Origin of the sequence: Corynebacterium urinipleomorphum, from assembly GCF_900155535.1 — a bacterium.
GTDB classification, from domain to species: Bacteria; Actinomycetota; Actinomycetes; order Mycobacteriales; family Mycobacteriaceae; genus Corynebacterium; species Corynebacterium urinipleomorphum.
In genome coordinates this window covers 459,057-484,480 of record NZ_LT706965.1, presented here as the reverse complement: position 1 = coordinate 484,480, position 25,424 = coordinate 459,057, and the positions used below count along the sequence as shown (strand labels likewise).

General features: G+C 63.6%; 24 protein-coding genes. 15 read left to right on the top strand and 9 right to left on the bottom strand.

From position 1 onward, the window contains the following. Positions 1–4 precede the first annotated feature (4 nt). The 4 genes from CZ338_RS09440 to mptB all read right to left on the bottom strand — a co-directional run bounded on the left by CZ338_RS09440 (position 5) and on the right by mptB (position 4,439). Positions 5–991, bottom strand: coding sequence for a COX15/CtaA family protein (locus CZ338_RS09440; protein WP_087117961.1), 987 nt, complete (start codon positions 989–991; stop codon positions 5–7). Positions 992–1,057: 66 nt separating this feature from the next. After that, the gene (locus CZ338_RS09435; RefSeq protein WP_087117960.1) at positions 1,058–1,834 is read right to left on the bottom strand and encodes an ABC transporter permease; all 777 of its coding nucleotides are present in this window, start codon (positions 1,832–1,834) and stop codon (positions 1,058–1,060) included. Between the two features lie 5 nt (positions 1,835–1,839). Further along, positions 1,840–2,814, bottom strand: coding sequence for an ABC transporter ATP-binding protein (locus tag CZ338_RS09430; protein ID WP_087117959.1), 975 nt, complete (start codon positions 2,812–2,814; stop codon positions 1,840–1,842). A gap of 5 nt (positions 2,815–2,819) precedes the next feature. Further along, positions 2,820–4,439, bottom strand: coding sequence for a polyprenol phosphomannose-dependent alpha 1,6 mannosyltransferase MptB (gene mptB, locus CZ338_RS09425; RefSeq protein ID WP_087118237.1), 1,620 nt, complete (start codon positions 4,437–4,439; stop codon positions 2,820–2,822). A 289-nt stretch (positions 4,440–4,728) separates the two neighbouring features. Between mptB and CZ338_RS09420 the strand changes: the two genes are divergently transcribed. The 11 genes from CZ338_RS09420 to CZ338_RS09370 all read left to right on the top strand — a co-directional run bounded on the left by CZ338_RS09420 (position 4,729) and on the right by CZ338_RS09370 (position 15,183). Further along, entirely contained in the window at positions 4,729–5,448 is a 720-nt protein-coding gene (locus CZ338_RS09420; RefSeq protein ID WP_087117958.1) for a helix-turn-helix transcriptional regulator, read from the top strand. After that, entirely contained in the window at positions 5,445–6,890 is a 1,446-nt protein-coding gene (gene sufB, locus CZ338_RS09415; protein ID WP_087117957.1) for a Fe-S cluster assembly protein SufB, read from the top strand. Before CZ338_RS09420 ends, sufB begins: the two co-directional genes overlap by 4 nt. Then, positions 6,891–8,072, top strand: a complete 1,182-nt coding sequence (sufD, locus tag CZ338_RS09410) for a Fe-S cluster assembly protein SufD (protein WP_087117956.1) — start codon at positions 6,891–6,893, stop codon at positions 8,070–8,072. It begins immediately after the preceding gene. A gap of 49 nt (positions 8,073–8,121) precedes the next feature. After that, the gene (gene sufC, locus CZ338_RS09405) at positions 8,122–8,877 is read left to right on the top strand and encodes a Fe-S cluster assembly ATPase SufC (protein ID WP_087117955.1); all 756 of its coding nucleotides are present in this window, start codon (positions 8,122–8,124) and stop codon (positions 8,875–8,877) included. Positions 8,878–8,963: 86 nt separating this feature from the next. Next, a complete protein-coding gene (locus tag CZ338_RS09400; RefSeq protein ID WP_087117954.1) occupies positions 8,964–10,226 on the top strand; it encodes a cysteine desulfurase in 1,263 nt (420 codons plus the stop codon). 77 nt (positions 10,227–10,303) lie between these two features. Further along, a complete protein-coding gene (sufU, locus tag CZ338_RS09395; protein ID WP_087117953.1) occupies positions 10,304–10,759 on the top strand; it encodes a Fe-S cluster assembly sulfur transfer protein SufU in 456 nt (151 codons plus the stop codon). A gap of 9 nt (positions 10,760–10,768) precedes the next feature. Beyond that, positions 10,769–11,260, top strand: coding sequence for a metal-sulfur cluster assembly factor (locus CZ338_RS09390; protein ID WP_087117952.1), 492 nt, complete (start codon positions 10,769–10,771; stop codon positions 11,258–11,260). A 76-nt stretch (positions 11,261–11,336) separates the two neighbouring features. Then, positions 11,337–11,654 (top strand): hypothetical protein, encoded by a 318-nt coding sequence (locus CZ338_RS09385; protein WP_143341299.1) that lies wholly within the window; start codon positions 11,337–11,339, stop codon positions 11,652–11,654. Continuing rightward, a complete protein-coding gene (locus CZ338_RS09380; RefSeq protein WP_087117950.1) occupies positions 11,651–11,965 on the top strand; it encodes a type II toxin-antitoxin system PemK/MazF family toxin in 315 nt (104 codons plus the stop codon). The genes CZ338_RS09385 and CZ338_RS09380 overlap by 4 nt, the downstream gene beginning before the upstream one ends. A gap of 43 nt (positions 11,966–12,008) precedes the next feature. Next, positions 12,009–13,637, top strand: a complete 1,629-nt coding sequence (locus CZ338_RS09375; RefSeq protein ID WP_087117949.1) for an ABC-F family ATP-binding cassette domain-containing protein — start codon at positions 12,009–12,011, stop codon at positions 13,635–13,637. Between the two features lie 130 nt (positions 13,638–13,767). Continuing rightward, positions 13,768–15,183, top strand: coding sequence for a metallophosphoesterase (locus tag CZ338_RS09370; RefSeq protein ID WP_087117948.1), 1,416 nt, complete (start codon positions 13,768–13,770; stop codon positions 15,181–15,183). Between the two features lie 11 nt (positions 15,184–15,194). Here CZ338_RS09370 and CZ338_RS09365 read toward each other — a convergent pair whose 3' ends face one another. Further along, the gene (locus tag CZ338_RS09365; RefSeq protein WP_087118236.1) at positions 15,195–15,929 is read right to left on the bottom strand and encodes a glutamine amidotransferase-related protein; all 735 of its coding nucleotides are present in this window, start codon (positions 15,927–15,929) and stop codon (positions 15,195–15,197) included. 127 nt (positions 15,930–16,056) lie between these two features. Here CZ338_RS09365 and CZ338_RS09360 point away from each other — a divergent pair, with 127 nt between their 5' ends. Beyond that, entirely contained in the window at positions 16,057–16,314 is a 258-nt protein-coding gene (locus CZ338_RS09360; protein ID WP_087118235.1) for a hypothetical protein, read from the top strand. A 14-nt stretch (positions 16,315–16,328) separates the two neighbouring features. Here the strand turns inward: CZ338_RS09360 and CZ338_RS09355 are convergent, their stop codons facing one another. Together CZ338_RS09355 and CZ338_RS09350 are read right to left on the bottom strand one after the other, a co-directional pair. Then, entirely contained in the window at positions 16,329–17,699 is a 1,371-nt protein-coding gene (locus tag CZ338_RS09355) for a PFL family protein (RefSeq protein ID WP_087117947.1), read from the bottom strand. A 5-nt stretch (positions 17,700–17,704) separates the two neighbouring features. Next, positions 17,705–17,974: an ACT domain-containing protein gene (locus tag CZ338_RS09350; protein WP_087117946.1), complete on the bottom strand. Its 270-nt coding sequence runs from the start codon at positions 17,972–17,974 to the stop codon at positions 17,705–17,707. 55 nt (positions 17,975–18,029) lie between these two features. Here CZ338_RS09350 and CZ338_RS09345 point away from each other — a divergent pair, with 55 nt between their 5' ends. Then, positions 18,030–18,707, top strand: a complete 678-nt coding sequence (locus CZ338_RS09345; protein WP_087117945.1) for an SDR family oxidoreductase — start codon at positions 18,030–18,032, stop codon at positions 18,705–18,707. A 1-nt stretch (position 18,708) separates the two neighbouring features. On the opposite strand, the gene CZ338_RS09340 is transcribed toward CZ338_RS09345, so the two are convergent. Both CZ338_RS09340 and acnA read right to left on the bottom strand, forming a co-directional pair. Next, positions 18,709–19,437 carry a glutamine amidotransferase gene (locus tag CZ338_RS09340; RefSeq protein ID WP_087117944.1) on the bottom strand — a complete coding sequence of 243 codons (729 nt, stop codon included), beginning with the start codon at positions 19,435–19,437 and terminating at the stop codon, positions 18,709–18,711. A 138-nt stretch (positions 19,438–19,575) separates the two neighbouring features. After that, entirely contained in the window at positions 19,576–22,356 is a 2,781-nt protein-coding gene (acnA, locus tag CZ338_RS09335; protein WP_087117943.1) for an aconitate hydratase AcnA, read from the bottom strand. 203 nt (positions 22,357–22,559) lie between these two features. Between acnA and CZ338_RS09330 the strand changes: the two genes are divergently transcribed. Further along, complete coding sequence (locus CZ338_RS09330) at positions 22,560–23,036, top strand: Rv1476 family membrane protein (RefSeq protein WP_087117942.1); 477 nt, start codon at positions 22,560–22,562, stop codon at positions 23,034–23,036. Between the two features lie 546 nt (positions 23,037–23,582). Then, positions 23,583–25,406: a DIP1281 family NlpC/P60 protein gene (locus CZ338_RS09325; RefSeq protein WP_407919380.1), complete on the top strand. Its 1,824-nt coding sequence runs from the start codon at positions 23,583–23,585 to the stop codon at positions 25,404–25,406. Positions 25,407–25,424: the final 18 nt, after the last annotated feature.

Sequence of the window (25,424 nt, the reverse complement as noted above, 5' to 3'; positions counted from 1 at the left end):
CGCTTTACGACGTCGCGGTGTTGTATTGGTGCGGTTCAAGCAGCGGCAGCCGGCGGTTGCCGTGGCTGAACAGGAACGCGGTGAACGCGACGACCACACCGGACATGAGGATGTGTAGCGGCACGGTCCAGCGGGGGACACCGAGGTAGAACTGGCCGACGCCGATGGCCCACTGGACCACGATCATGGCGACGAGCACCAGGGACGTGTTGAATGCGTCTTTCGGGGCGTTGTTGCGCCGCAGGATGTACACGGACAGCAGCGTGAACGCGAGGTAGATGTACATGCATGCGGCGTGGACGTAGGCGAGCGTGCGGGTGGGCAGCTCGAGGCGTCCCTCCATGCCTGCTGCGGCGTCGCCGGCGTGGGGGCCGGATCCGGTGACCATGGTGCCGGTGACAAGGACGAGGCACAGGGCGACCGCGGCGGCTACGACGAGCCAGCGTGCGGTCGGGGAGTACCGGCGGGTGGGGGCGACATCGTCGGGTTCCGCGATGCGCATGTAGAGCACAGCCGCGACAAACACGAGGATCATCGAAGGCAGGAAGTGGATCGCCACGGACCACCAGCGCAGGTCGAGCAGGACCGAGATTCCACCGATGATGGCCTGGACCACGACTCCGAGTCCGGAGATGACTGAAAGCGCAATGATTTCTTGACGACGATTCGCCCGCAGCACCGCCACGAACAGCACGATCGTCGCGGCAGCCACGACGAAAGTCAGGGTGCGGTTGCCGAATTCGATGAGCTGGTGCACCCACGGGTTCGCGCCCGGGACAGGGAAGAGCGAACCTTCGTGGCACAACGGCCACGTGTCGCAGCCGAGGCCGGAGCCGGTGACGCGGACCAACGAGCCAGTAAAGGTGATGCCCGCCTGCGCGATGAGGACGATGAGGGCGAGGATGCGCTGGGTTTTCAGCGTCGGCACACTTTTCAGACGCTCGCCGAAACTGCGGGAGTCGGCGGGCTGAGTAGAAGTCGAGGTGCTCACGGTCAGATCGTGCCTTTCACGTGATTGTGGTCGAGTATGAGCGAGTGTTTCTGCGGTCCGGTCATCTTATCCGTCGAATCTGAACCACCGGATAGTTCCCGCGACGGCGAAAACGGCCCACCCGATGAGGGACAGCCATGCCCAAGGGTGGATGGTGGCGGCGAGGGCACCGTCCATAGCATCGGCGAGCGCGACCGAGGGAACGAGGTCCCACACGCCCGGGGTGCCCAGATTGCCGGAATACACCACCCAGCCCAAAACAGCGAGCATGACCAGCCAGATGAAGTTGGCGCAGGCGAGGACGATCTCGGAGGACTGGGTCCCTCCGAGCAGCAAACCCAAGGCGGTGAAGGTGGTGACACCGGCGAGCAAAGTCATAAACCCGAGGACAGCACCGCCCGCAGAGACTCGCCAACCAAGGACGAGGGCGATTCCACCGAGCACCACGATTTGGACCAGCACAGTCGCTAGAACCCCCAGCACCTTGCCAGCGATGATCGTCCACGCGGGAACACCGGAGGCGCCGGTGCGTTTCAATGCGCCGTATCTGCGGTCGAAAGCCAGGGAGATCGCTTGCCCTGTGAAGCCGGCGGACGCAGCGGCGATAGAGAAAACCATGGTGACGATCTGCTCCAAGCTGGTCTGCTCACCGAGCACCGGCACCAGCGCCGCACCGATCAGGATGGCCGCGGGGATGAGTAGGTTCACGAGGATTTGTTCGCCGTGGCGCAGCAAGAGAAGAGCTTCGATGCGGCCCTGCGCAGCGATCATTCGCGTGGCGCTAGAGCGTTGTGGTGCCGGGGTGAACGTGCCCGGCGCGAATTTCTCAGCAGTAGTGCTCATATGAATCAAGGCCTCAATTCCCGGCCGGTGAGATCAAGGAAGACGTCCTCGAGGGTGCGGTGGTGTAGACCGAGTTCCTTGATCAGGACGTTCTGCCGTGCAGCTTCGGAGGCGATCGCGGCTATAGCCTGCGGGTCGCCGGCGGAGTGTAGGCGGTAGGTGAGGGGGGTGTCGTCGATAAGCGATGCTTCGGCGGGGACCGCCGTGAGGTCGAGCGGACGGTCGGTGCGGATGTGCAGGGCGGGGTGGTCGCCGGTGTCCGTGAGCTCTTGCGGCGAGCCCGATGCGACAACGGAACCGCGGTCGATGATGACCACGTTGTCGGCGAGGCGTTCCGCTTCGTCCATGAGGTGGGTGGTCAGGATGACTGTGACGCCGTCGCGTTTGAGAGCTTCGACGAGCCCCCAGACTGCGTGGCGGGATTGCGCGTCCATGCCGGCTGTCGGTTCGTCGAGGAAGACGAGCTCGGGCCGGCCGATCAATGCCAGCGCGAGCGAAAGACGCTGCTGCTGGCCTCCCGACAAGCGGCGGTACGTTGTCTTTGCCACCTTGTTCAGGCCGAGGATGTCCATGAGCCACGACGGATCGAGTGGATGCGCGTTGTAGGAAGCGGTCAATTCGAGCATTTCCTTGACACGGATACCGGAATAGGAACCGCCGCCTTGGAGCATGATTCCGATCCGTTTGCGGACTTGCTCGCCTTCGCGCTGCGGATCCATTCCCAAGACAGAAATCGAGCCGCTTGTTGGGGCAGTGAAGCCCTCGCACATCTCAATGGTCGTGGTCTTACCGGCACCGTTGGGGCCCAGCAACGCGAGGACCTCGCCGCGGCGCGCGGTGAATGACAGGTGGTCGACAGCGGTCGTGGACCCGAAGGTCTTGACCACGTCGTGGAGCTCGAGCGCCGCTGACGACCCTGCCGCGGTAGTCTCGCGCGGCACCGAGTGGCTGGCTGAGCCTGTGGATCGTGCAAGTTTCATCGCGCTTAGTGTAGAACTTTTTTACTACGAATCCGGAACCACGCCCATGCACAGGCACCGATAACGAGGACTGCGAGCAGAGCATTGACGTAAATTGTCGCCACCGCCGCCGGAGGGAGCGCGAGCCCGCGGGGGAGCACGGTGAAGCTGAAGAGCGCGCAGTAGGCGGCTGTACCAGCGCGGAAGAAGGTGCGGTTAGCCCAGCCAGCCAGCGGCATGATGCCCCACAGGGGATACCAGGGGTGGACGACAGGGAAAAGGAAGACAAGCACGAGCGTGGACACGCCGAGCCCCCCAACGGGGTGAATCGTGCCTTTGTACGTCGCCCACAGCATGCGCACGACGAAGCCGGCGGCGATGAGCAGCCCGCACGTCCTAGTCACGACAAGCGCAGCCTCCGAGTGGTCGCCGAGACCGAGCAGCTGGCCGATGAACGCGGAGATCACGCCGATATCGGTGGTGAGCGATAGCCAGCTGCGGATCGTTGCGGCACCGCCTTGTCCCGTCACCCACCCGAGCCCGATCCCGGTGATGGCGGTGGCGGCGGCAACGGATGCGATCATCACCGTTGACTGGACCGCTACGGCGCGCGCAATTCCGAGGATGCCGCCCCAGTGGCGCGCAAGTGCCATCCCGACGAAGCCGAGAGCCAGGAAACCGGTCACTTTGACCATTCCCGCGCAGCTGATCAAAACCCCGGACGCAATAAGCAGGCCCCAACCCGCTGCGGCATCCAGCCGGTCGACACCGCGCAAACCCAGTTCGAGACCCACGAGCAGAATGCCCATCATCACGGCCTCGTTGTGAATTCCACCAATGAGGTGCAGCACAACCAGCGGGTTGAGCACCCCCAGCCAGACAGCGGCGGAACGATTGACACCGCAGCGGCGCGCTAAGGCGACGATCGCCCACGCTGCCGCTGCCACGCCCAGCAGTGACACGAGACGGTGGCAGATCACGCCCCAGAAGATCGAGGACCCCGTGATCTGCGCGATCACTTTAGCGATTCCGAGAGCCACGGGGCCGTATGGCGAGGGCGATTCCGCCCAAATGAACGGCACGCTGCGCGCGAGCGGGTCTTCGTGGCCGAGGAGCTCGACAGGTCCGGCCGCGTACGGGTCCATCCCGCGCTCAACGATCGCGCCTTGCGCGAGATAGGAATAAATGTCCTGCGTGAACAGCGGGGCGGTGAAGATGAGCGGAAGGATCCATGCGCCGAATGTGCGCAGCAAAGTCGGCACCCCGACGCGGGCTGGCCCGCCACCCGCACCGACGAACACGGCCATGAGCAGCCAGGCCACAACGAGGAAGACGACGCCTACGAGCACCACGCTTGACGACGCCAACATCATCCTCCCCATCCACGCCCCCAATGGGAGCGACGTGAAGGAGGTGGCGGACGCGTCGACCACCGGTAAGGCGCCGCCCCCGAGCCCGCCGAGCGCGATGAGGAGGGTGCCCATGAGCCCTAGAACACGCAGCACCTCGAAGCGGTTCCGCTCACGCATAGAGGGAGCAGCGGAAGGTGGCGAGATCGGGGACGACCCGCCGAGCGAACCGGCGTGAAGCTCCGCGGAGCGGGAACCGGGCCGGCCGAAGCGGGGGAGCTCTCTGGTGACGGACACAACGCGTGAGCGGCCGCGACTGCGCTGAGCGGCGTCACCCGGGGCCGTTGCGGCCAGGGCTGAGTTGTCTGCGCGGGGCTCCGAATTCACAGACGTAGTGTACAAAACCCGTGAGTAACCGGGCTGGAAGGTGACTGCCCGCGCCGCGGGGCGGACAGGGGCTAAGAGTGCAACGGCACCCTTGAAGAAAGACGGAAATTAACGCACACTAGTGTTGTCTAAAGGTTGTGGGACCCCGCGCAAGAGCGGGCCAACGGCGCATTCTGAAGGAAAGGGCAGGGCAATAGTAATGGCAGGTGCTCAACGGTCGACCGAAGGTCAGACCCGCAGGCGCATCATGTCGTGCATGCTCCAGTCCGGCCCGGCGACGGCGGCCGGCCTCGCGGAGAAAGTGGGTCTCTCACCTGCCGGTGTACGCCGGCACATAGACAAGTTGCTCGATTCCGAGCTAGTGGAGGCATGCGACGCTCCAGCCCAGTCGCCCGCGGGGAAGCCCGCGCGGGGACGGCCAGCCCAGCACTACCGTCTCACGGACAGCGGCCGCGACCGCTTCGGCAACGGCTACGACGAGCTCGCACTCGCCGCCTTTGCCGAAGTAGAAGAACTCGGTGGCCGCGAAGCCGTGAAGCGGCTCGCGCGCAAGCGGGCGGAGCGGATGCTGGGGGTGGCGGGGGACGTCGATAAGCGGAAAACCCGTGGTGCCGAGGATGTGACTGAGGCCGCGAACCACGTCGCGGACGCTTTCGCAGCCCATGGTTACGCCGCTGAAATGAACCACGTAGGCTCGGGTCTGCAACTGTGCCAGCATCACTGCCCGGTCCATGCGGTCGCGGCCGAATACCCGGAAATCTGTGAAGCTGAACATGAGTTAATTGCGGAGCTGGTGGGCTCAACTGTCGCCCCGTTGGCACTGATCGCGAACGGAGACGGCGTGTGCACGACGCACATCAGCCTCGCAAGGAGCACCCAAGCTGGAGGAACCACAATGCGAAAGGAGCGGAGACGATGACTAGTACGACTCCCGCACCCGGCCTGGAAAAGCCGATGAACGACGACGAGATCATTGAGTCCATGGGCCCGTACAACTACGGGTGGCACGACTCTGACGAGGCAGGTTCCGCTGCCCGCCGCGGTCTCGACGAGGATGTTGTGCGCACCATCTCCGAGGCCAAGAATGAGCCGGAGTGGATGCTCGAGCAGCGCTTGAAGGCACTGGACATCTACAACAAGAAGCCCCTGCCGAACTGGGGTCCGGACCTGTCCGGCATCGACTTCGACCAGATCAAGTACTTCGTCCGCTCCACCGAGAAGCAGGCGACGAGCTGGGAAGACCTGCCGGAAGACATCAAGAACACCTACGACAAGCTGGGCATCCCGGAGGCCGAGAAGCAGCGCCTCGTCGCTGGTGTGGCCGCCCAGTACGAGTCCGAGGTGGTCTACCACAAGATCCGCGAGGACCTTGAGGAGCAGGGCGTGATCTTCGTGGACACCGACACGGGTCTGCGCGAGTACCCCGAGCTGTTCAAGGAGTACTTCGGCTCCGTCGTCCCGGCCGGCGACAACAAGTTCTCCGCCCTGAACGCGGCTGTGTGGTCCGGCGGCTCCTTCATCTACGTGCCCAAGGGCGTTCACGTGGAGATCCCGCTGCAGGCTTACTTCCGCATCAACACCGAGAACATGGGCCAGTTCGAGCGCACCCTGATCGTCGTCGACGAGGACGCTTACGTCCACTACGTCGAGGGCTGCACCGCGCCGATCTACCAGTCCGACTCGCTGCACGCGGCCGTGGTGGAGATCATCGTGAAGAAGAACGCGCGCTGCCGCTACACCACGATCCAGAACTGGTCCAACAACGTGTACAACTTGGTCACCCAGCGTGCCCGCGCCGAGGAAGGCGCCACAATGGAGTGGGTCGACGGCAACATCGGCTCCAAGGTGAACATGAAGTACCCGGCTGTCTGGATGACCGGCCCGAACGCCCGCGGCGAGGTGCTGTCCGCTCAGTTCTGCGGCGAGGGCCAGACCCAGGACACCGGTGCGAAGGTCGTCCACATGGCGCCGAACACCTCCTCCAACATTGTGTCCAAGTCTGTCTCCCGCAACGGCGGCCGTGCGGCGTACCGCGGTCTGGTGCAGATCAACGCCAACGCGAAGAACTCCACCTCCAACATCGAGTGCGACGCTCTGCTGGTGGACAACATCTCCCGCACGGACACCTACCCGTACAACGACATCCGCAACGACCACGTGACCCTGGGCCACGAGGCGAAGGTGTCCAAGGTGAGCGAGGAGCAGCTGTTCTACCTCATGTCCCGCGGCATCTCTGAGGAAGACGCGATGGCGATGATCGTCCGCGGCTTCATCGAGCCGATTGCTAAGGAGCTCCCGATGGAGTACGCGCTGGAGCTCAACCGCCTCATTGAACTGCAGATGGAAGGATCGGTGGGTTAATTGACCGAGACCGTAGCTAAGAAGGAGCGCGTGGGTAACGCGACCTTCCACGACAACAAGGGCGACCTGTTCGCCTCGTACGACGTCAACGACTTCGACGTTCCGCAGGGCCGCGACGAGGTCTGGCGTTTCGTGTCGCTGCGCCGTCTGCGCGGCCTGCACAACGGCAAGTTCGCCGAGCAGACCGACGCGAAGGTGGACGTGAAGGCACCTTCTGAGGTCACCGTCGAGGAGGTTTCGCGTGACGACGACCGCCTGAAGGCCGTCACCGCCCCCACCGACCGCATCGCCGCGCAGGCGTGGACCTCCATGCCCAGCGCGACCGTTGTGACCGTCCCGGCCAACGCCGAACTGTCTGAGCCCGTGGTGATCACCACCACCGGTGCCGGCGACGACGCCACCACCTTCGCGGGCGTCCACGTCGAAGTGGGGCAGTCCGCCACCGCCACCGTGATCGTCCAGTACACCGGCTCCGGCACACACGCCGACAACGTCAACTTCGTCATCGGCGATAACGCCCACGTCAACGTCATCGTCGACGAGGAGTGGAACAATGACGCCGTGCATGTGGGTGCCCAGAGCATCGTTGTCGGCCGCGATGCTGTCCTGCGCCACACCGTGGCCACCTTCGGCGGCGAGGTTGTCCGCAACACCCCGCGCGTGAAGTACGCGGGTTCCGGCGGCGACGTCGAGCTGACCGGTGTGTACTACGCCGACGACGGCCAGTACATCGAGAACCGTCTGTTGGTGGACCACAACCACCCGTACTGCCGCTCCAACGTGCTGTACAAGGGCGCGCTGCAGGGCGACAAGGACTCCAAGCTGCCCGACGCCCGCACCTGCTGGGTCGGCGACGTGCTCATCCGCTCCAACGCGTCCGGCACCGACACCTACGAGGCGAACCGCAACATCGTTCTCACCGACGGTGCTCGCGCTGACGCAATCCCGAACCTGGAGATTGAGACCGGCGACATCCCGGGTGCGGGCCACGCCGCGACGGTCGGCCGTTTCGACGAGGAGCAGCTGTTCTATCTCAAGTCCCGCGGTATTCCCGACGGCGAGGCACGCCGCCTCATCGTCCGCGGCTTCTTCAACGAGGTGCTCAACCGCATCCCGGTCGAGTCCGTGCGCGAAGAGCTGATCAACCGTGTGTCCGGCGAGCTCGAGCAGGTCAACCTGTAGGGCCCTGGCCAAGGCAATAACCTTTTAAGACGAAAGAGAAACGAGTTCTATGTCTACTCTGGAAATCAAGAACCTCCACGCCTCGGTCCTCCCGCTCGAGGAAGGCCAGGATCCCACCCCGATCCTCAAGGGCGTCAACCTGACCATCAACTCCGGCGAGACCCACGCCATCATGGGCCCGAACGGCTCCGGCAAGTCCACGCTGGCCTACACGCTGTCCGGCCACCCGTCCTACGAGGTGACCGAGGGTGAGGTGCTTCTCGACGGCGAGAACATCCTCGAGATGGAAGTCGACGAGCGCGCACGTGCCGGCCTCTTCCTGGCCATGCAGTACCCGGTTGAGGTGCCGGGTGTGTCCTCCTCCAACTTCATGCGCTCCGCTGTCACCGCCGTCCGCGGCGAGGCACCAAAGCTTCGCGAATGGGTGCAGGAGCTCAACCAAGTGCGCGACGAGCTGAAGATCGACCCGTCGTTCAGCGAGCGCTCCGTCAACGAGGGCTTCTCCGGCGGCGAGAAGAAGCGCCACGAGGTCATGCAGCTGTCCCTGATGAAGCCGAAGTTCGCCGTCATGGACGAGACCGACTCCGGCCTCGACGTCGACGCGTTGCGCATCGTCTCTGAGGGCATCAACCGCTACCAGGACGAGACCAACGGCGGCATCCTCATGATCACCCACTACCAGCGCATCCTGAACTACGTGAAGCCGGATCACGTGCACATCTTCGCTGACGGCGTGATCAAGCACTCCGGCGGTTTCGAGCTGGCTGAGAAGCTCGAGGCCGAGGGTTACGAAGCATTCGTTTAAACCCTCCACAACGGCCGGCCTCACCATACGCCGGCCGTTTTTGTATCCCATCCGCAACCGAAACAAACGAGACGAAAACCGAGCTCATGACGCAGTACGTGAACACCGACGGAACACTGAACACCGACGCTATCCGCGCGGAGTTTCCCATTCTCCAGCGCACCGTGCGGGAGGACATTCCCTTGGTCTACCTGGATTCCGGCGCCACGTCACAGCGCCCTGAGCGAGTCTGGCGCGCGGAGGAGGAGTTCGTGTTGAACACCTTCGCGCCCGTCCACCGCGGCGCGTACCAGCTCGCGGAGGAGGCGACCGACGCGTACGAGTCGGCGCGCGAGAAAATCGCCCGTTTCGTCGGGGCGGAGGGGCACGAAATCGCGTTCACAAAGAACGCGACCGAAGCGCTCAACCTCGTGGCATACACGCTTGGCGACGACCGCGCGGGCGACCTCCAAGTCCGCGAAGGCGACACCATCGTGATCACGGAATTGGAGCACCACGCAAACCTCGTTCCCTGGCAGGAGCTGGCCCGCCGCACCGGTGCCACGCTGAAGTGGTACAGCCTGACCGAGGACGGCCGCATCGACCTCGACTCGCTGGAGCTGGACGAGACTGTCAAGGTGGTCGCCTTCACTCACCAGTCCAACGTCACGGGAGCAATCCCGGATGTTGCCGAGATCGTCCGCCGCGCAAAGGCCGTCGGCGCGGTCACGGTGCTCGATGCCTGCCAATCAGTTCCGCACCAGCCGGTCGACTTCCACGCGCTCGACGTAGATTTCGCCGGGTTCTCCGGCCACAAGATGTGCGGCCCGTCCGGTGTGGGCGTGGTCTACGGCAAGGGTTCGCTCCTCGATCAGCTGCCGCCTTTCCTTACCGGCGGATCCATGATCGAGGTGGTGCGGATGGAGGAGTCCACCTTCGCTCCCGCGCCGCAACGATTTGAGGCTGGCACCCAGATGACCAGCCAGGTTGTCGGGCTAGGGGCAGCAGTGGACTTCCTGAATGAGATCGGAATGGAGAATATCGCCGCGCACGAGCACGAGCTCACCGCGTACGCACTTGAGCGCATGAAGGAGATCGGGGGACTGTGTATCGCCGGCCCGCAGACCGCCGACTCGCGCGGTGGAGCGATCTCTTTCGTCGTGGACGGCATCCACCCTCACGACCTCGGCCAGGTGCTGGATTCCAAGGGCGTGTGCATCCGCGTCGGCCACCACTGCGCGTGGCCCGCACACCGCGGCCTCGATGCTCAGTCCACTGCCCGCGCCAGCTTCTACCTCTACAACACGAAGGAAGAAATCGACGCGCTAGTCGACGGGATCCACGCCGCCAAGGAATTCTTCGGCGCCTAGCGCCGTTGCACCGAGGGTAAAACCGGAACTTGACAACGCCAATCGGCCAACAAACGCCCAAGTAGAGAAAGAAGAGCATGAACCTAGAGTCGATGTACCAAGAGGTCATCCTCGACCACTACAAGAACCCGCAGAATGCGGGCCTGCGCCACCCCTACGAGGCGGAGGTGCACCACGTCAACCCGTCCTGCGGCGACGAGCTCACACTCCGGGTCCACCTGTCCGAGGACGGGAACACCGTCGAGGACATCTCGTATGAGGCGGAGGGGTGCTCGATCTCGCAGGCGTCGACAAGCGTGCTCACCGAAGAAGTGATCGGGCTGCCGGTCGCTGAGGCGATGAAGAAGCTCGACGCCTTCGAGGACATGATCACCTCGAAGGGTGAGAAGGAAGGCGATGCTGGCCTGATCGGCGACGGTATCGCCTTTGCCGGCGTGGCTAAATTCCCGGCCCGCGTGAAGTGCGCGCTACTCGGGTGGAAGGCGTTCCAGGCGGCGACGAGCGACGCGATCACGAACCTCGAGAACAACTAGGAGTTACTCATGGACACCGACAACACGTACAACAACGCCGTCGACGAGAACGGCGAACTCGCGCCCACCGACACTGCCACCGCGCAGGCCGCGCAGGATGCCCAGGATGCGTCGGGCTTTTCCAGCTCCTCAAGCTTTGAAGGCCCCGGCGAGCGCCCCGAGCAGACCGAGAAGCAGATCCAGCTCGCCGCGGATGTGGCCGAGTACCTCCACGACGTGATCGACCCGGAGCTGGGCATCAACGTCGTCGACCTCGGCCTCGTCTACGACATCTGGATTGAGGAGGAAGGGGAGAAGAACCGCGCCGTGATCAACATGACGCTGACCTCCCCGGCGTGCCCGCTCACCGAAGTGATCGAGGAGCAGGCAGAGCAGGCTGCCGTCGGCTCCGGCACCGTCGACGCGATCACGCTCAACTGGGTCTGGATGCCGCCGTGGGGGCCGCACATGATCACCGAGGAGGGCCGCGAGCAGCTGCGCGCCCTCGGCTTCGCGGTGTAGGACAACCGCCTCAGCGCTTCACAGGATGCTGCAGAAACTGTTGCATTCGGTGAAGCGCGTTCTCTATGCTTTAGCCATGACTGCTTCCACCACCCGCAAATCAGTGGCCCTGACGCCCGAAGATCTGGACGTCGTTCAGCGTCTGCGCGAGGCGGGCAGCCCAGAACGCGAATATTTGGAAAACGCCCTCGGCCAGATGCCTGCCAACCTTTCGGAGTCCCAGGCGATTGCCGAGCTTGTGGCGCTGGGCGCACGCTCGGTGAGAGAGCGGGCCTTGGATTCCGCCTACGAGGCGTACGCCCAGCAGCTGCTCGAGGAGGAGGTCTCGTACAAGGACGCGACCCGCGCCCGCCGTAAACTTCGCGCAGATCGACGTGAACAGGCTCAGCAATGATCTTTCTGCGGGGGCAAATTTATTGGCTGGACCTCGGTTATGGGGAGAAGCCATGGCTCGTGGTGTCGAACAACTCGCGTAACCGGGCGTTGGGGAGTGCGCTCGTTGCGCGCGTGACCACCACACCTAAACCACCGCTGCCGAGCATTGTGGAGCTCGAGGCAGGAGACCCTCTGGTTGGTTCGGTCATCTGCGACGATTTAGAGACCATTTACCTCGATGATGACCCGCGTTTCGGTGGAGCGGTCACCCTGCCGACGCTTAGAAAGATCAATGCCGCGCTGCTCGTGGCGCTCGGGTTAGCCACGTGACCGCTTCGTGGGCAGCGTGTCTGCGGCGGTACACTGACCGGTTGTGATTGTCACCAACGACCTCGAAGTCCGTGTCGGCGCCCGCACTTTGCTGAACGCCCCTGGCCAGCACCTCCGCGTGCAGGCGGGCGACCGCATCGGGCTCGTCGGCCGCAATGGTGCCGGCAAGACCACCACGATGCGCATCCTGGCGGGGGAGACGGAGCCTTACGGGGGATCGGTGACGCGCTCCGGGGATATCGGCTACCTGCCGCAGGATTCCCGTGAGGGCAATATCGAGCAGACTGCGCGCGACCGTGTTCTCTCGGCGAGAGGCCTCGACCAGATCCGTTCCTCCATGGAGCGGCAGCAGGAGATCATGGAGGTCGAGGACGGATCGAAGCGCGACGCGGCGATCTCGAAGTATTCCCGCCTCGAGGAACGGTTCCAGGCCCTCGGGGGATACGAAGCCGATGCCGAGGCCGCACAGATCTGCGACAACCTCGGTTTGCCCGAGCGCGTCCTCGACCAGCAGCTGAAAACGCTCTCGGGTGGCCAGCGCCGCCGCGTCGAGCTCGCCCAGATTCTGTTTGCCGCCAACGACGGCGCCGGCAAGTCGACGACAACACTGCTTCTCGACGAGCCCACTAACCACCTCGACGCCGACTCCATCACCTGGTTGCGGGACTTCCTGTCCAAGCACGAAGGCGGACTGATCATGATCTCCCACGACGTCGAGCTCCTCGATGCCGTGTGCAACAAAGTCTGGTTCCTCGACGCTGTCCGCGGTGAAGCCGACGTGTACAACATGGGCTTTTCCAAGTACAAGGATGCCCGCGCCGAGGACGAGGCGCGCCGCCGCCGCGAGCGCGCGAACGCGGAGAAAAAGGCATCCGCCCTGCAGAAGCAGGCCGCGAAACTCGGAGCGAAAGCCACTAAGGCAGCAGCCGCCAAGCAGATGCTCGCCCGCGCCGACCGCATGATGAACGAGCTGGATGAGGTGCGGGTGGCGGACAAGGTGGCGTCGATTAGCTTCCCCGAGCCCGCGCCGTGCGGTAAGACCCCGCTGTTTGGTAAGGGGCTGACGAAGATGTACGGCTCACTGGAAGTCTTCGCGGGCGTGGACCTTGCCATCGACAAAGGTTCGCGCGTGGTCGTGCTGGGTACCAACGGCGCAGGCAAGACGACGCTGCTCAAACTCCTCGCCGGAGTGGAGCGCACCGACGGGGAGGGCGGCCTGGTCACGGGCCACGGCCTCAAACTCGGGTATTTCGCGCAGGAGCACGACACGATCGACGGCTCCAAGTCCGTGTGGGAGAACACCATCGAGGCCTGCCCCGACGCCGGACAGCAAGACTTGCGCGGGTTGCTCGGCGCGTTCATGTTCAGTGGCGACAAGCTCGAGCAACCCGCCGGCACACTGTCCGGCGGCGAGAAGACGCGCCTCGCCCTAGCCACGCTCGTCTCCTCCCGCGCCAACGTGCTGCTTCTCGACGAGCCCACCAATAACCTTGACCCCCAGTCCCGCGAACAGGTCCTCGATGCGTTGAAGACCTACACCGGCGCCGTCGTCCTAGTCACCCACGATCCGGGCGCTGTGCGTGCTCTCGAGCCGGAACGCGTGATCATCATGCCCGAAGGCGACGAGGACATGTGGAGCGACGAATACATGGAGATCGTGGAGCTCGCGTAGGGCGGGCTCCCGCACTGCGCGCGTGCCCGGCCGGTGCTAGTTTAAGGCCGTGGCGACATCGAAAAACAGCAGCGTAACCCGCGGATCTTCCATTCACGCTGGATCCCCGGTGTCTCGGCGGGCTTTCTTGATGGGGTCGGCGGTTGCGGGGGCGTCGATAAGCATTGGCGTCGGGGAAGCATCCGCGCAGTCGAGTTCCTCCCGGCGGCACGCCGAGTTGTACGCGGCCGATCTGCACATTGTCACAATCACCGATACGTCGGTGACAATCGCATGGATGACGTACGCGAAACGGCACTTCCCGTATTTCACCGAGCAAGATGCCGTGCCCGCTGATTCCGAGGTCCGCATAAGTCGGGCAGACCTTCCGGACGGCAGCGCTCAGGTGCACTACGACGCCTCGCCCACGGGGTACCACCAGATGCGAATCGGCGGGCTGGTGCCCGGAACCACCTACCGCTTCGAAGCCCGCAGCAACGGGGTACGAGCCGTCCCGAACTACTTTGCGACGAAGCTGATCGACCCGATGACGCGCGACGGCTTCTTCACTACTCTGACCCGTCCACCTGGGGACTATGTGCAGACTGTAGCGGTGCTCAATGACACCCATGTCGGATTGGGCGAGCACCTCGTTGTAGGTACGGACGAAACGCCGTACAGCTATTTCATGCTCGAGGACGAGCTCGCCGAAATCAAGGCCGCCGCCCCCTCGATCCTCTTAGTCAACGGCGACCTCACTTCGGAGGCACGCCCGCATGAGCTGAGGAAAGCGAAAGAGATCCTTGACGGGTATGGACGTGAGAAGGTCGATTATTTCCTCACCCGCGGGAACCACGACCGGCCGCACCGAGCGAGCGAGGATCCACGCGCCGCATACGAGACGGGGACACTTTTACCCAAGGAGCTCGAGGCGAGTTCCGGATCCTCTGCGTCCGAACCGTTCTACGACAACGTCATCGACTACTTCGATCTCCCATACCAGCAGATGTGGGTGACCCGTCGAGGCAACCTGCGCATCGTCGGGCTGGATTCGTCGATGGCCGAAAACTCGGCCGGAGGCACGATCCGCCCCTCCCAGATGGAAGCGTTCCGCGCAGAGATGGCTTCAGATCCCAGCGTGCCGACGATCGTCATGTCCCACCACCCGCTTTCACTTGAACAAGCAGCCACGGCTTGGGGCTCGCGCCCATTCCTCATGGATAAGCGCAGCGCTACCCAGGTGGAGCACATTGAAGCGTCAGCTCAAGGTGCGTTCCTGCACCTTGGCGGGCACACGCACCGCGGGCGGCGCAGCCGGGGCCACATTGCCACGAACGTCGACTTCCTGGAAACCCCGGCGAGCGGTGAGTTCCCTAACGTCTACACCCTGATTGACCTGTACACCGGCGGCTACATGGTCACCAGCCACCGGCCGGATACCGCCCGCGTCCGCGGCCGCATGGTTCCCGAACGTTGGTCGTCCCACGGTGTGCTGCCGGAGGGAACCCTCTACCGCACTGACAACCGGAACTTCACGGTGGTGCGCGACCTATCGGGTCTCATCTAACGCGGGGCTTGTTAGCGTCGGTAGCGCGCCGCGAAATTAGCCAGGATCTGGTTGTTAGCCGTGTAGTCGAAGTCGTAGGCTCGCGCGATCTGCGATTCGAAGGTCTCGGTCGAGGTGTAGCCGAGGTGCGCGTAGAGCCGCAGCCGGAATTCGAGCGCCTCCGCCGTGAGCTCCGGGTGGAACTGCGTGGCGTAGACATTCTGGCCGACCCGGAACATCTGGGTGGGACAGGCATCGCCGGTGACTAGGACGGTCACGCGGGAGTGGTCGGGAAGCTTTGCCAGCGCCTCCTTGTGCCCGACGAGGGTGTCGAAACTCTCCGGCGTGCCGCCCAGAACTGCGTCTTCCGTTTCAGCGCGGGCGACCGTGACGGGGCCGGCTTCCTCAGCGAACTCGCTTGACAGCGTCGCCCCGATGACCGTGCCGATGGCGCCGATGCCGTAGCAGGCGCCCAGAACAGGGAAGTCCCGGTCGATGCAGTCTGCGACGAGTGTGCCGATCTCACGCTCCACCCGGAGCTGCAACGGCGACTTGCGCAGCTCGAGGTTGTTGAACGGGCTGCCGCCGAGCAGCACGCCGGAGTACGCGTCGAGGTCGACGCGGCCGAGCTCCTCCACTTCGAGGCGACGTTGCTCGATGTCGCCGATCTGTACCTTCATGGCGGTGGCGAAGCTCTCAAGCTCTTCGGCCGCGGCTTCGTCTTCGGGTCGGGTGCTCAGCAACAGGAAAGGACGGTGAGTGGTCACCACAATGAATGTAGCGGGTAGCAGGCCCCTCGCATGCATCCTCGCCCCACTAAATTTCGTCCGCCCCACGGGGGCGGAGGGGCCTGCGCTGCACCGTGCAGACCGCCGAGAGAATATGATGGGGCGCATGAACCCGATTGATTCAGTACTCGAAGCCTGGAAGTCCCTCAGCAAGAAGGAGAAGACCGCAGCCGGCATCATCGGCGCGATTGACACCGCGGCCAAGGGCATCGCTCTGTGGGACCTCGCCCGCACCGACTCCAACCACCTCCGCGGCCCGAAGTGGTTCTGGACCACCTTCATCGGCGCCGCCAACACCATCGGCTGGGCAAGCTACTTCACCGTGGGCAAGAAGCGCAGCGGCGCAAAGAACAAGAAGAAGTAAACGCGGGTTTACCGCTAGTTGCGGAAGCCGTGCACGGGCGCGGGGATGAAACCGCCGCGCTCGATGAAGTCACCGCTGGGGAACTCGTTGACCGGTATCACTGGCGCGTAGCCGAGCAGACCACCGAAGTTCACCTCGTCGCCGGGCTTTGTGCCTGGAACAGGGATGAGGCGAGCGGCGGTGGTCTTGTGGTTCATCACGCCGATGGCAGCTTCGTCGGCAATCATTGCGGCAATGCTTGCTGCAGGAGTGTCGCCCGGAATAGCGATCATGTCAAAGCCGACGGAGCAGATCGCCGTCATCGCCTCCAGCTTGTCCAGGGAAATGGCTCCGGAACGGACGGCATCGATCATGCCCTGATCCTCGGACACCGGGATGAAGGATCCCGACAGACCGCCGACGCGGGAGCAGGCCATCATTCCGCCTTTCTTGACAGCGTCGTTAAGCAGCGCGAGCGCCGCAGTCGTGCCGTGCGTACCCACTCGGCCCAGGCCCATGTGCTCCAGGATGTGGGCGACAGAGTCGCCGACCTCGGCGGTAGGGGCGAGCGATAAGTCCACGATGCCGAACGGGACACCGAGACGTTCGGCGGCGAGGGTGCCCACCAGTTGGCCCGCACGCGTGATCTTGAAGGCCGCCTTCTTGATCTCTTCGGCGACCTCGTTCAGCGACTTGCCGGAAAGAGGCGTGATGGCGCGGTCGACGACACCGGGGCCGGAAACGCCGACGGAAATGACCGTATCGGGCTCCTCGATGCCGTGAAATGCCCCAGCCATGAACGGGTTGTCGCCGACAGCATTGGCGAAGACGACGAGCTTGGCGCAGGCGATGGAGGATTCATCGGCGGTGCGCTCGGCGGCGTCTTTGATCACGTGTCCCATGGTCTTCACGGCATCCATGTTGATGCCCGCGCGGGAGGACGCCACGTTCACGGAACCGCAGACGAAGCTCGTCTCCGACAGTGCTTCCGGAATGGAGTGGATCAGCCGTGAATCCGCTTCCGTCGCGCCCTTTTCCACAAGCGCGGAATAGCCGCCGATAAAGTTCACGCCCAGCTCGGTCGCGGCGCGGTCGAGCGCGCGGGCAATGTCGGCCGGATTGCCGTCCACACCCGCGGCGACAAGCGCAATGGGGGAGACCGAGACGCGCTTGTTCACGATCGGGATGCCCAGCTCGCGCTCGATGCCTTCGCAGACCTCGACGAGACGAGCCGCACGCGTGGTCACGCGGTCGTAAACGGCCTGCGCGGTGGCTTCCATCGTCGCGCGCGTGCAGCCAATCAGCGATATGCCCATGGTCACGGTGCGGATGTCCAGGCGGTAGTCCTCGATCATCGAGATGACGTCGACGATGTTAGAGGCCTTGAAATTGAGCTCGTTAGCCACCGGCGCTACACCTCGTTCATGGCTGTGAACAGCGCTTCCGACTGCACGCGGATGTCCACGCCGAGTTCCTTGCCCAAGGCAGCCATCGTGTCTTGCAAGCCCGCCAGGTCGAAGCCGCCCGACGGAAGTTCGGCACGCATGATCATCGTGAAGAAGTCGTCCATGATCGTTTGTGAGACATCGACGATGTTCAGGTCGTGGTCGGCTGCGGCCTGCGCGACGCCGGCGATGATGCCCACGCGGTCGGGGCCGGTAGTGGTGATGATGGCGTACATGCGTCCAATAGTACGACTCGGGCACAATCGGGCGGACATGGCTAGCGTGGGATGCATGACCCACGAAGAAAACACTCAAGACACAGCCAAGTTCGTTCTCGTTCTCGGTGCGGGCGGCAACGTGTCCAAGCACACGGTTCCTCTGCTCATCGAATCAGGGCACAAGGTCGCGGCGCTCGTGCGCAATCCGGACCACGCGCAGCAGCTTATCAACGCCGGCGCCACCGTCATCGTCCAAGACCTGACCACCCTCGACGAAGAGGGCTGGGCCCGTTTGATCACCCCGTTCGACACTGTTGTCTGGTCAGCGGGTGCAGGCGGCGGCAGCGCCGAGCGCACCTACGCGGTCGACCGCGACGCGGCACTGAAAGCCGTCGACGCCCTCGAGGAACTTGGGGAGTTCGCCCCGCACTTCATCATGGTCTCCTACGCCGGCTCGACGGAAGCGACCGCTGAGGACGACGGTGGATCCTGGTACGCGTACGTGGAGTCCAAGAAGGCTGTGGACAAGCGCCTGCTTGAATCGAACCTGCCGTTCACGATCCTGGGTCCGACGCGTCTGACCGACGAGCCGTCGAAGGGGTTGAACGTGCTCACCAGCGCACGCAATGCGGATTCGACCACCTCGCGCGAGCTTGTCGCCGAGGTCATCGTCGACGCCGTGGATCGGGGCGGCCTTCAGCCGAACCCGTTCGAGTTCGAGGACGGTGACACCGCCGTTTCCCAGGCCTAGCTCAGTTGTTCACGCCGCAGTACGCGGTGAAACGGCGCAGAAGCTCGTTCGCGTACGTGGTGTCCACGCTGGGAAGCGAAGCAACGATCGTGTCGTATTCCGCGGCGGGGAAGTAACCGTAGTCGTAGAAGAAGTCCATGCGGGCTTTCATCGCGGCGTGGTCCATCTCCGCGTGGAACTGCGTCGCCCAGACGTGGTCACCGTAGCGGACGATTTGGACGGGGCATGTGGGGCCATTGGCGAGCAGTTCAAGTTCCGCTGGCAGTGGCTCCGCGTTTTCTGTGTGACCCGTCAGCGCCGTGAATTCTTCCGGAAGACCCGCCACGAGCGGGTCATTCTCAGCCTCGGGCAGAAGCTTAACGACGGTCGGCCCCGCCGCCTCCGGATGCGTGTGCGCCACAGCGCCGCCGAGGTGGTGCGTGAGCCAGCTCAGACCGAAGCAGACGAAGAAGACTGGGCGAGGCCCGGCCACGACCTCCGAGAGCACCTTGTCCACGTGGTGCTGCCACGGTGACCACTCCTCGTTGGTGATGTTCAGCGAGCTGCCACCCACGATGATGCCGTCAAAGCCCTCGAGGTCGCCCAGTGGAGTGTGCTGGTCGGGGATCAACCGTCGCTCGACCTGCTCGGTTGCAAGCCCCGTTGCGTTGAGGACGTCGTGGTATTCGGCACGCGAGACCTCAGGGCCGATCGCGCCGTCGCGCAGGGACAGGAAGAGCAGACGAGACATGACGGTGAGTCTATACCGCTTGGTCTAGTTGGCGTGAATTCGGGGCGGGGCAGGGGGACGTCGAAAAGCGAAAAGCCGGACCCCGACTAGGATCCGGCCTCTCAGCTCCTTATCGGAGCGTGCGAGCAAACGATGCGGTTAGCTCTTGACCATCTGGCGCAGCACGTACTGGAGAATGCCGCCGTGGCGGTAGTACTCAGCCTCACCAGGTGTGTCGACACGGACCTTGGCGTCGAACTCGACGGTCTCGCCGCCGTCCTTGGTCGCGGTGACGTGGACGGTCTCCGGGATGGAGTCACCGTCGTTGAAGGCGGTGATGCCGGAGATGTCGAAGGTCTCGGTGCCGTCGAGACCCAGGGACTCGTGGGACTCACCCTCCGGGAACTGCAGCGGCAGCACGCCCATACCGATCAGGTTCGAGCGGTGGATGCGCTCGAAGGACTCGGTGATGACAGCGCGGACGCCGAGCAGGTTCGTGCCCTTCGCAGCCCAGTCACGGGAGGAACCGGTGCCGTACTCCTTACCGGCCAGAACAACCAGCGGAATGTTCTGCTCGGCGTAGTTCTGCGCAGCGTCGTAGATGTACGCCTGCGGGTTGCCTTCCTGGGTGAAGTCCAGGGTGTAGCCGCCGGCATCCTCCACGAGCTGGTTGCGGAGACGGATGTTGGCGAAGGTACCGCGGACCATGACCTCGTGGTTACCGCGACGGGAACCGAACGAGTTGTAGTCGTGGCGTGCCACACCGTTCTCGTCGAGGTAGTTTGCCGCCGGGGTGCCCGGCTTGATGGAGGAAGCGGGGGAGATGTGGTCGGTGGTGACCGAGTCGCCCAGCTTCGCCAGAACGCGCGCACCGGAGATGTCCTCGACTGCCTCCGGCTGCTCCGGCATGCCGTCGAAGTACGGAGCCTTGCGGATGTAGGTGGAGTCCTCGTTCCACGCGAAGGTCTTGCCCTCCGGAACGTCGAGGTTCTGCCACTGCTGGTCGCCCTTGAAGACGTCCGCGTAGTCCTTCTCGTACATCTCGCGGGAGATCGTCTCGGCGATGACACCCTCGATCTCGTCGGCGGACGGCCAGACATCCTTCAGGAAGACGTCGTTGCCGTCCTGGTCCTGGCCGAGCGGCTGGGACTCGAAATCGAAGTCCATGGTGCCGGCAATCGAGTAGGCGATGACCAGCAGCGGGGACGCGAGGTAGTTCATCTTCACGTCCGGGGAGATGCGGCCTTCGAAGTTACGGTTACCGGACAGCACCGCGGTGGCGGTCAGGTCGTACTCGTTGATGGCGTCGGAGATCTCGTTCGGCAGCGGGCCGGAGTTACCGATGCAGGACGCGCAACCGAAGCCCGAGAGGTAGAAGCCGACTGCCTCGAGGTCCTTCCACAGGTCCGCGCGGTTGTAGTAGCCGTCGACGACCTGGGAGCCCGGAGCCATGATGGTCTTGACCCACGGCTTTGCCTTCAGGCCCTTCTCTGCCGCCTTGCGTGCCAGCAGCGCCGCACCGACCATGACGGACGGGTTGGAGGTGTTGGTGCAGGAGGTGATGGCGGCGATGGCGACCATGCCGTGGTCGAGGGTGTACTCGCCGCCCTGCGGGGACTCGACGATGACCGGCTTGGATGCACGGCCCTCAGCGCCCTCAGCGGCGGACTCGCCGTTTGCCGGCCAGGACTCGTTGTAGGAAACAGTCTCGACCTTCTCGGCGCGGACCGGCTCAGCCTGGCCGTCGCCTGCGGTGTTGTAGTCCGGCAGCTGCTTGCGGAAGGTGTCCTTGGACTCGGCAAGCAGGATGCGGTCCTGCGGACGCTTCGGGCCAGCGATGGACGGCTTCACCGTGGACAGGTCGAGCTCGAGGTACTCGGAGTACTCAGCCTCGGCAGCACCCTGCTCGAGCCACATGCCCTGAGCCTTGGCGTATGCCTCGACGCGGTCGATGGTCTCCTGGTCGCGGCCGGTGAGGTGCAGGTAGTTGATGGTCTCCTCGTCAATCGGGAAGATCGCACAGGTGGAGCCGAACTCCGGCGACATGTTGCCGATGGTGGCGCGGTTCGCCAGCGGGATCTCCTTCACGCCGTCGCCGTAGAACTCGACGAACTTCTGCACCACACCGTGCTCACGGAGCATCTCGGTGACGGTGAGAACGACGTCGGTGGCGGTCACGCCGACCGGGATCTCGCCGGTGAGCTTGAAGCCGACGACACGCGGGATGAGCATGGACACCGGCTGGCCGAGCATTGCGGCCTCAGCCTCGATGCCGCCGACACCCCAGCCCAGGATGCCCAGGCCGTTCTCCATGGTGGTGTGGGAGTCAGTACCGATGCAGGTGTCCGGGTAAGCGACGCCCTCGTTGTCGAAAACCACGCGGGAGAGGTACTCGATGTTGACCTGGTGGACGATACCGGTTCCCGGCGGAACGACGCGGAAGTTGGAGAAGTTCTCTGCACCCCAGCGCAGGAACTGGTAGCGCTCTTCGTTGCGCTCGTACTCGATCTCGACGTTCTTGTCCAGTGCGTTCTCGGAGCCAAACGCCTCGATGATCACGGAGTGGTCGATGACCATCTCGGCCGGGTTCAGCGGGTTGACCTGATCCGGGTTGCCGCCCAGGGAAGAAACGGCCTCACGCATCGTGGCCAGGTCGACCACGCAGGGGACACCGGTGAAGTCCTGCATGAGGACGCGTGCCGGGGTGAACTGGATCTCCACGGACGGCTCGGCCGACGGGTCCCAGTTGGCGATAGCCTTGATGTGCTCCTCGGTGACGTTCTTGCCGTCCTCGGTGCGCAGGAGGTTCTCGCCCAACACCTTGAGGGAGTAGGGGAGTTTCTCCATGCCTTCGACAGCGTCGAGGGCGTAGTAGTCGTAGGACTTGTCGCCGACCTCGAGCGTCTTCTTGGCGTTGAAGGAGTTCTTGCTTTCAGACACGTGAGCTCCGTTTCTCGTTGTAAAGAACTGAAAATCTGGGTGTGTGACCCAAAAGGGTCCCTACGGGACAATGTTAAGCCACACACGTTGTTTCGGTGGTATTTGGTGCTGCACATTTACCCCAATTAAGACTTTCAGCTACCCCGAGCGGGCGCGGCGTGCCCGACGCACAACCGAGGGTGCTGTCGATAATGTTAGGAAACATGGACCACAACGCTCTCGATATCAGCGGTCTCGCGGAACAGCTTGGCCAGGACGGCGTGGCATTTGGCACCGACAATCCTCTAAATGACATCTTGCGGCGGGATCTGAAGGCCGCGCTTATCGACGTAGCTTCTTCCCCGGCCGGCCGGTCCGGTGTCGTGGTCCTGGAGCAGACAGGCCAGCCGGCGGGGCAACTTCGGGACCTCGCGACTGATGTGAAGGGTTTAACGGACCTGGACACCGTGATAGTTCGGACCCCTGCTTCGACAGCCGCGGTGAGCGACAATCTCAGTCGCGCACAGGTGGAGAAAGCGCAGTACGCCCTCATCTCAGAACCCGATTACGCGGTTGGGCTCAGAGCGTTTGGTGAAGAGGCCGGTGGATTCGCTGTTCCGTGGACGCTTGTCGCCATAGCGGCGCTCCTTATTTGTCTCGTGACTGCGGTAGTTACCGTCGCCAGTTACCGACGCGCCTGAACGGCGATCCGTCAATGATTGAAGCCTGACTGTTTCATTTGCCTAGATTCGCATCGGCGTGTCGGGCCGGTTTGGTCGCTTCCTGATGGTAGGTCCGTAGCTCCAATGTGTCCGATGTCACACCCGTGCCGCTCCGTCACAAAAGTGCTGTACGTGACGATGTCACAGTCATGTTATTCAGCTTGACGCGTGTGAATTTTGGTAAAGCGTGTGCGGCTGACGTGTTTTGTGGCCTATGGTTTCCGTGTTGGCTGATGAGCTGGCAGACATCAAACCAAACCGCAGACGCAACACCTGGGATATTCGGGCATGTGGGGAAGCACGCCAAGAATGATCGCGTTTCGTCGCGGGGATGGTGGTTTCGCGCTGGCGCATGGGCTCACATCCGTGATCGTTCAATCGTCCGCACTCCAGGCTTGACGTCCTGGCGCATTCGCGGCTCGCACCGGCATCTCACGTGGCCGGAAGCGAGCCGTCAGTGACGTGTGCGGTGAGAGGAATACCTCCGTGGATTTCACCGTCCAGCCCGCAGAATCTCGGCCCCGCCTGTCCAGTAAACGCACTGCGAAATGGGGCAGATTCAGGTTCCGCACCATCCTTCCTGCCGCCGCCTGCGTAGCTACGTTGTCTGTGGCGAGCACTTCGGTCGAAGCTGTTGCGCAAGAATCGCCGTTGACCGCGATCATCTCCGAGATTTCCCGGTACGAGGCGGATATCAACCGCATCAATCTGGAGATCGGTAATCTCCGCGAGGCCGTGAATCAAGCTCTCGTCGATCTGCATGACGCGCAATCCCTAGCCGAACAGGCTCGGCGCGGTGCCGATGAGGCACGTAAGCGTTTGGACGAGACCCAAGCTGATGTCGAGCATGCTCAAAGCGACCTCGACCAGATCTCGCGTTCCTCGTACCGTTCCAGCGGAGCTAACGGTTCCCCAGTTCATGCTGATGCGGACGGGCGCAAGGACTCTCTTGATCGCCAGACATACCTGCGCAAGGAGTCTGAGGAGAAGCAACGGGCGCTGAAGGAACTGCAGCGCGCGCGCACGGAGGCAGCGAACTACGAATCCACCTTGCGTCAAGCAAGCAGGCTTGCCGACGAACGCGCCACCGTCGCTGAAGAAGCCGAAACCCACGCGCGGGAGACACTGGATGAAACCCTGACATCGCTGGAGACGCAACTGGCGCAGCGTGATGCCGCGTCCGTTGAACTCGAGCAGGCGCAGACCGAACTCGTGGAGCAGCGTCCGGAAGCGGCTGCCGCCATCGGTATTGAGCCAGAAGCTGAATCCGCTGCCCAGGCGGAACACGACTCTTCTGAGCCAGCTTCTGCCCCGCAGGCTCCCGAGACGGAAAGCGCGCCTGCAATCCCATCGGATTCGTCCGCTTCGGAGACTCCGAGTGCGGACACCGCTGAACCCGCCAGCTCGACGGAGGAGTCCGAGCCTTCCGTAGAGGACGAACCGACAGAGTCTTCTGAGGTATCCGAGCCCACGGAATCGGTCTCCGCGAACACAGCCGAAGAAGAAGCTCTTCAGGAGGACCCGGCCGAGGAAGAGCCCGGGCATGCCTCAGAGCCAGAAGTAGATGAAGGCGCGGAGACCGCGCCTGAGACCGCGGCACCTGAAGCTCCCACGGCTCCGACTCTCGACGACTTTGCTAACCCCGACACTGTTCAAGCTGCCCTCGACGCTTTCGCTGAAGCTGTCGGACAGACTCAGGCGGACCACACGAGCTTCGACAATCCGTACTCGGACGCAGCAAATGCAGCAGACACTGCAGACACTGGCTCGAGTGAGGGGTCGGAGGGGATCGCGGCGCCGTCGTCAAGCGATAGCGCGGATGCTGCAGTCGCGGCTACGGATGAAGAGGAAGGGACGAACGTCGCGGGCGTTCTCCCGGAAGTCAGCGACGCGAAGAATGTCACCGATGAGCTGCGCGGCACGGAGACGGCGTCCGACGCGAACCGCTCACAGCAGATCGAGGCGGTCATCGCCCGCGCTGAATCGCAGATCGGCACCCCGTACGTGTGGGGCGGCGGCGACGCGAACGGTGCGACCATGGGCTTGGACGGCCAGGGGTACAACGGCAAAGCGGGTTACGACTGCTCCGGTCTTGTCCTCTACGCCTACTCCGGCGCAGGCGTTTCGCTGCCGCACTACACGGGCTACCAGTACCAGCGCGGCACCCAGATCCCCGTGGATGAGGCTGAACGCGGCGACCTCCTTTTCTGGGGCAACGGTGGTAGCCAGCACGTGGCCATCTATCTTGGCGACGGCATGATGCTCGAAGCCCCGCAGACCGGAATGAATGTCCAGAAGACTGCGGTGCGCCGCAATGGACTCGCACCGATGGCAGTCCGCCTGATCTAGGCACTTACACCATTTGGT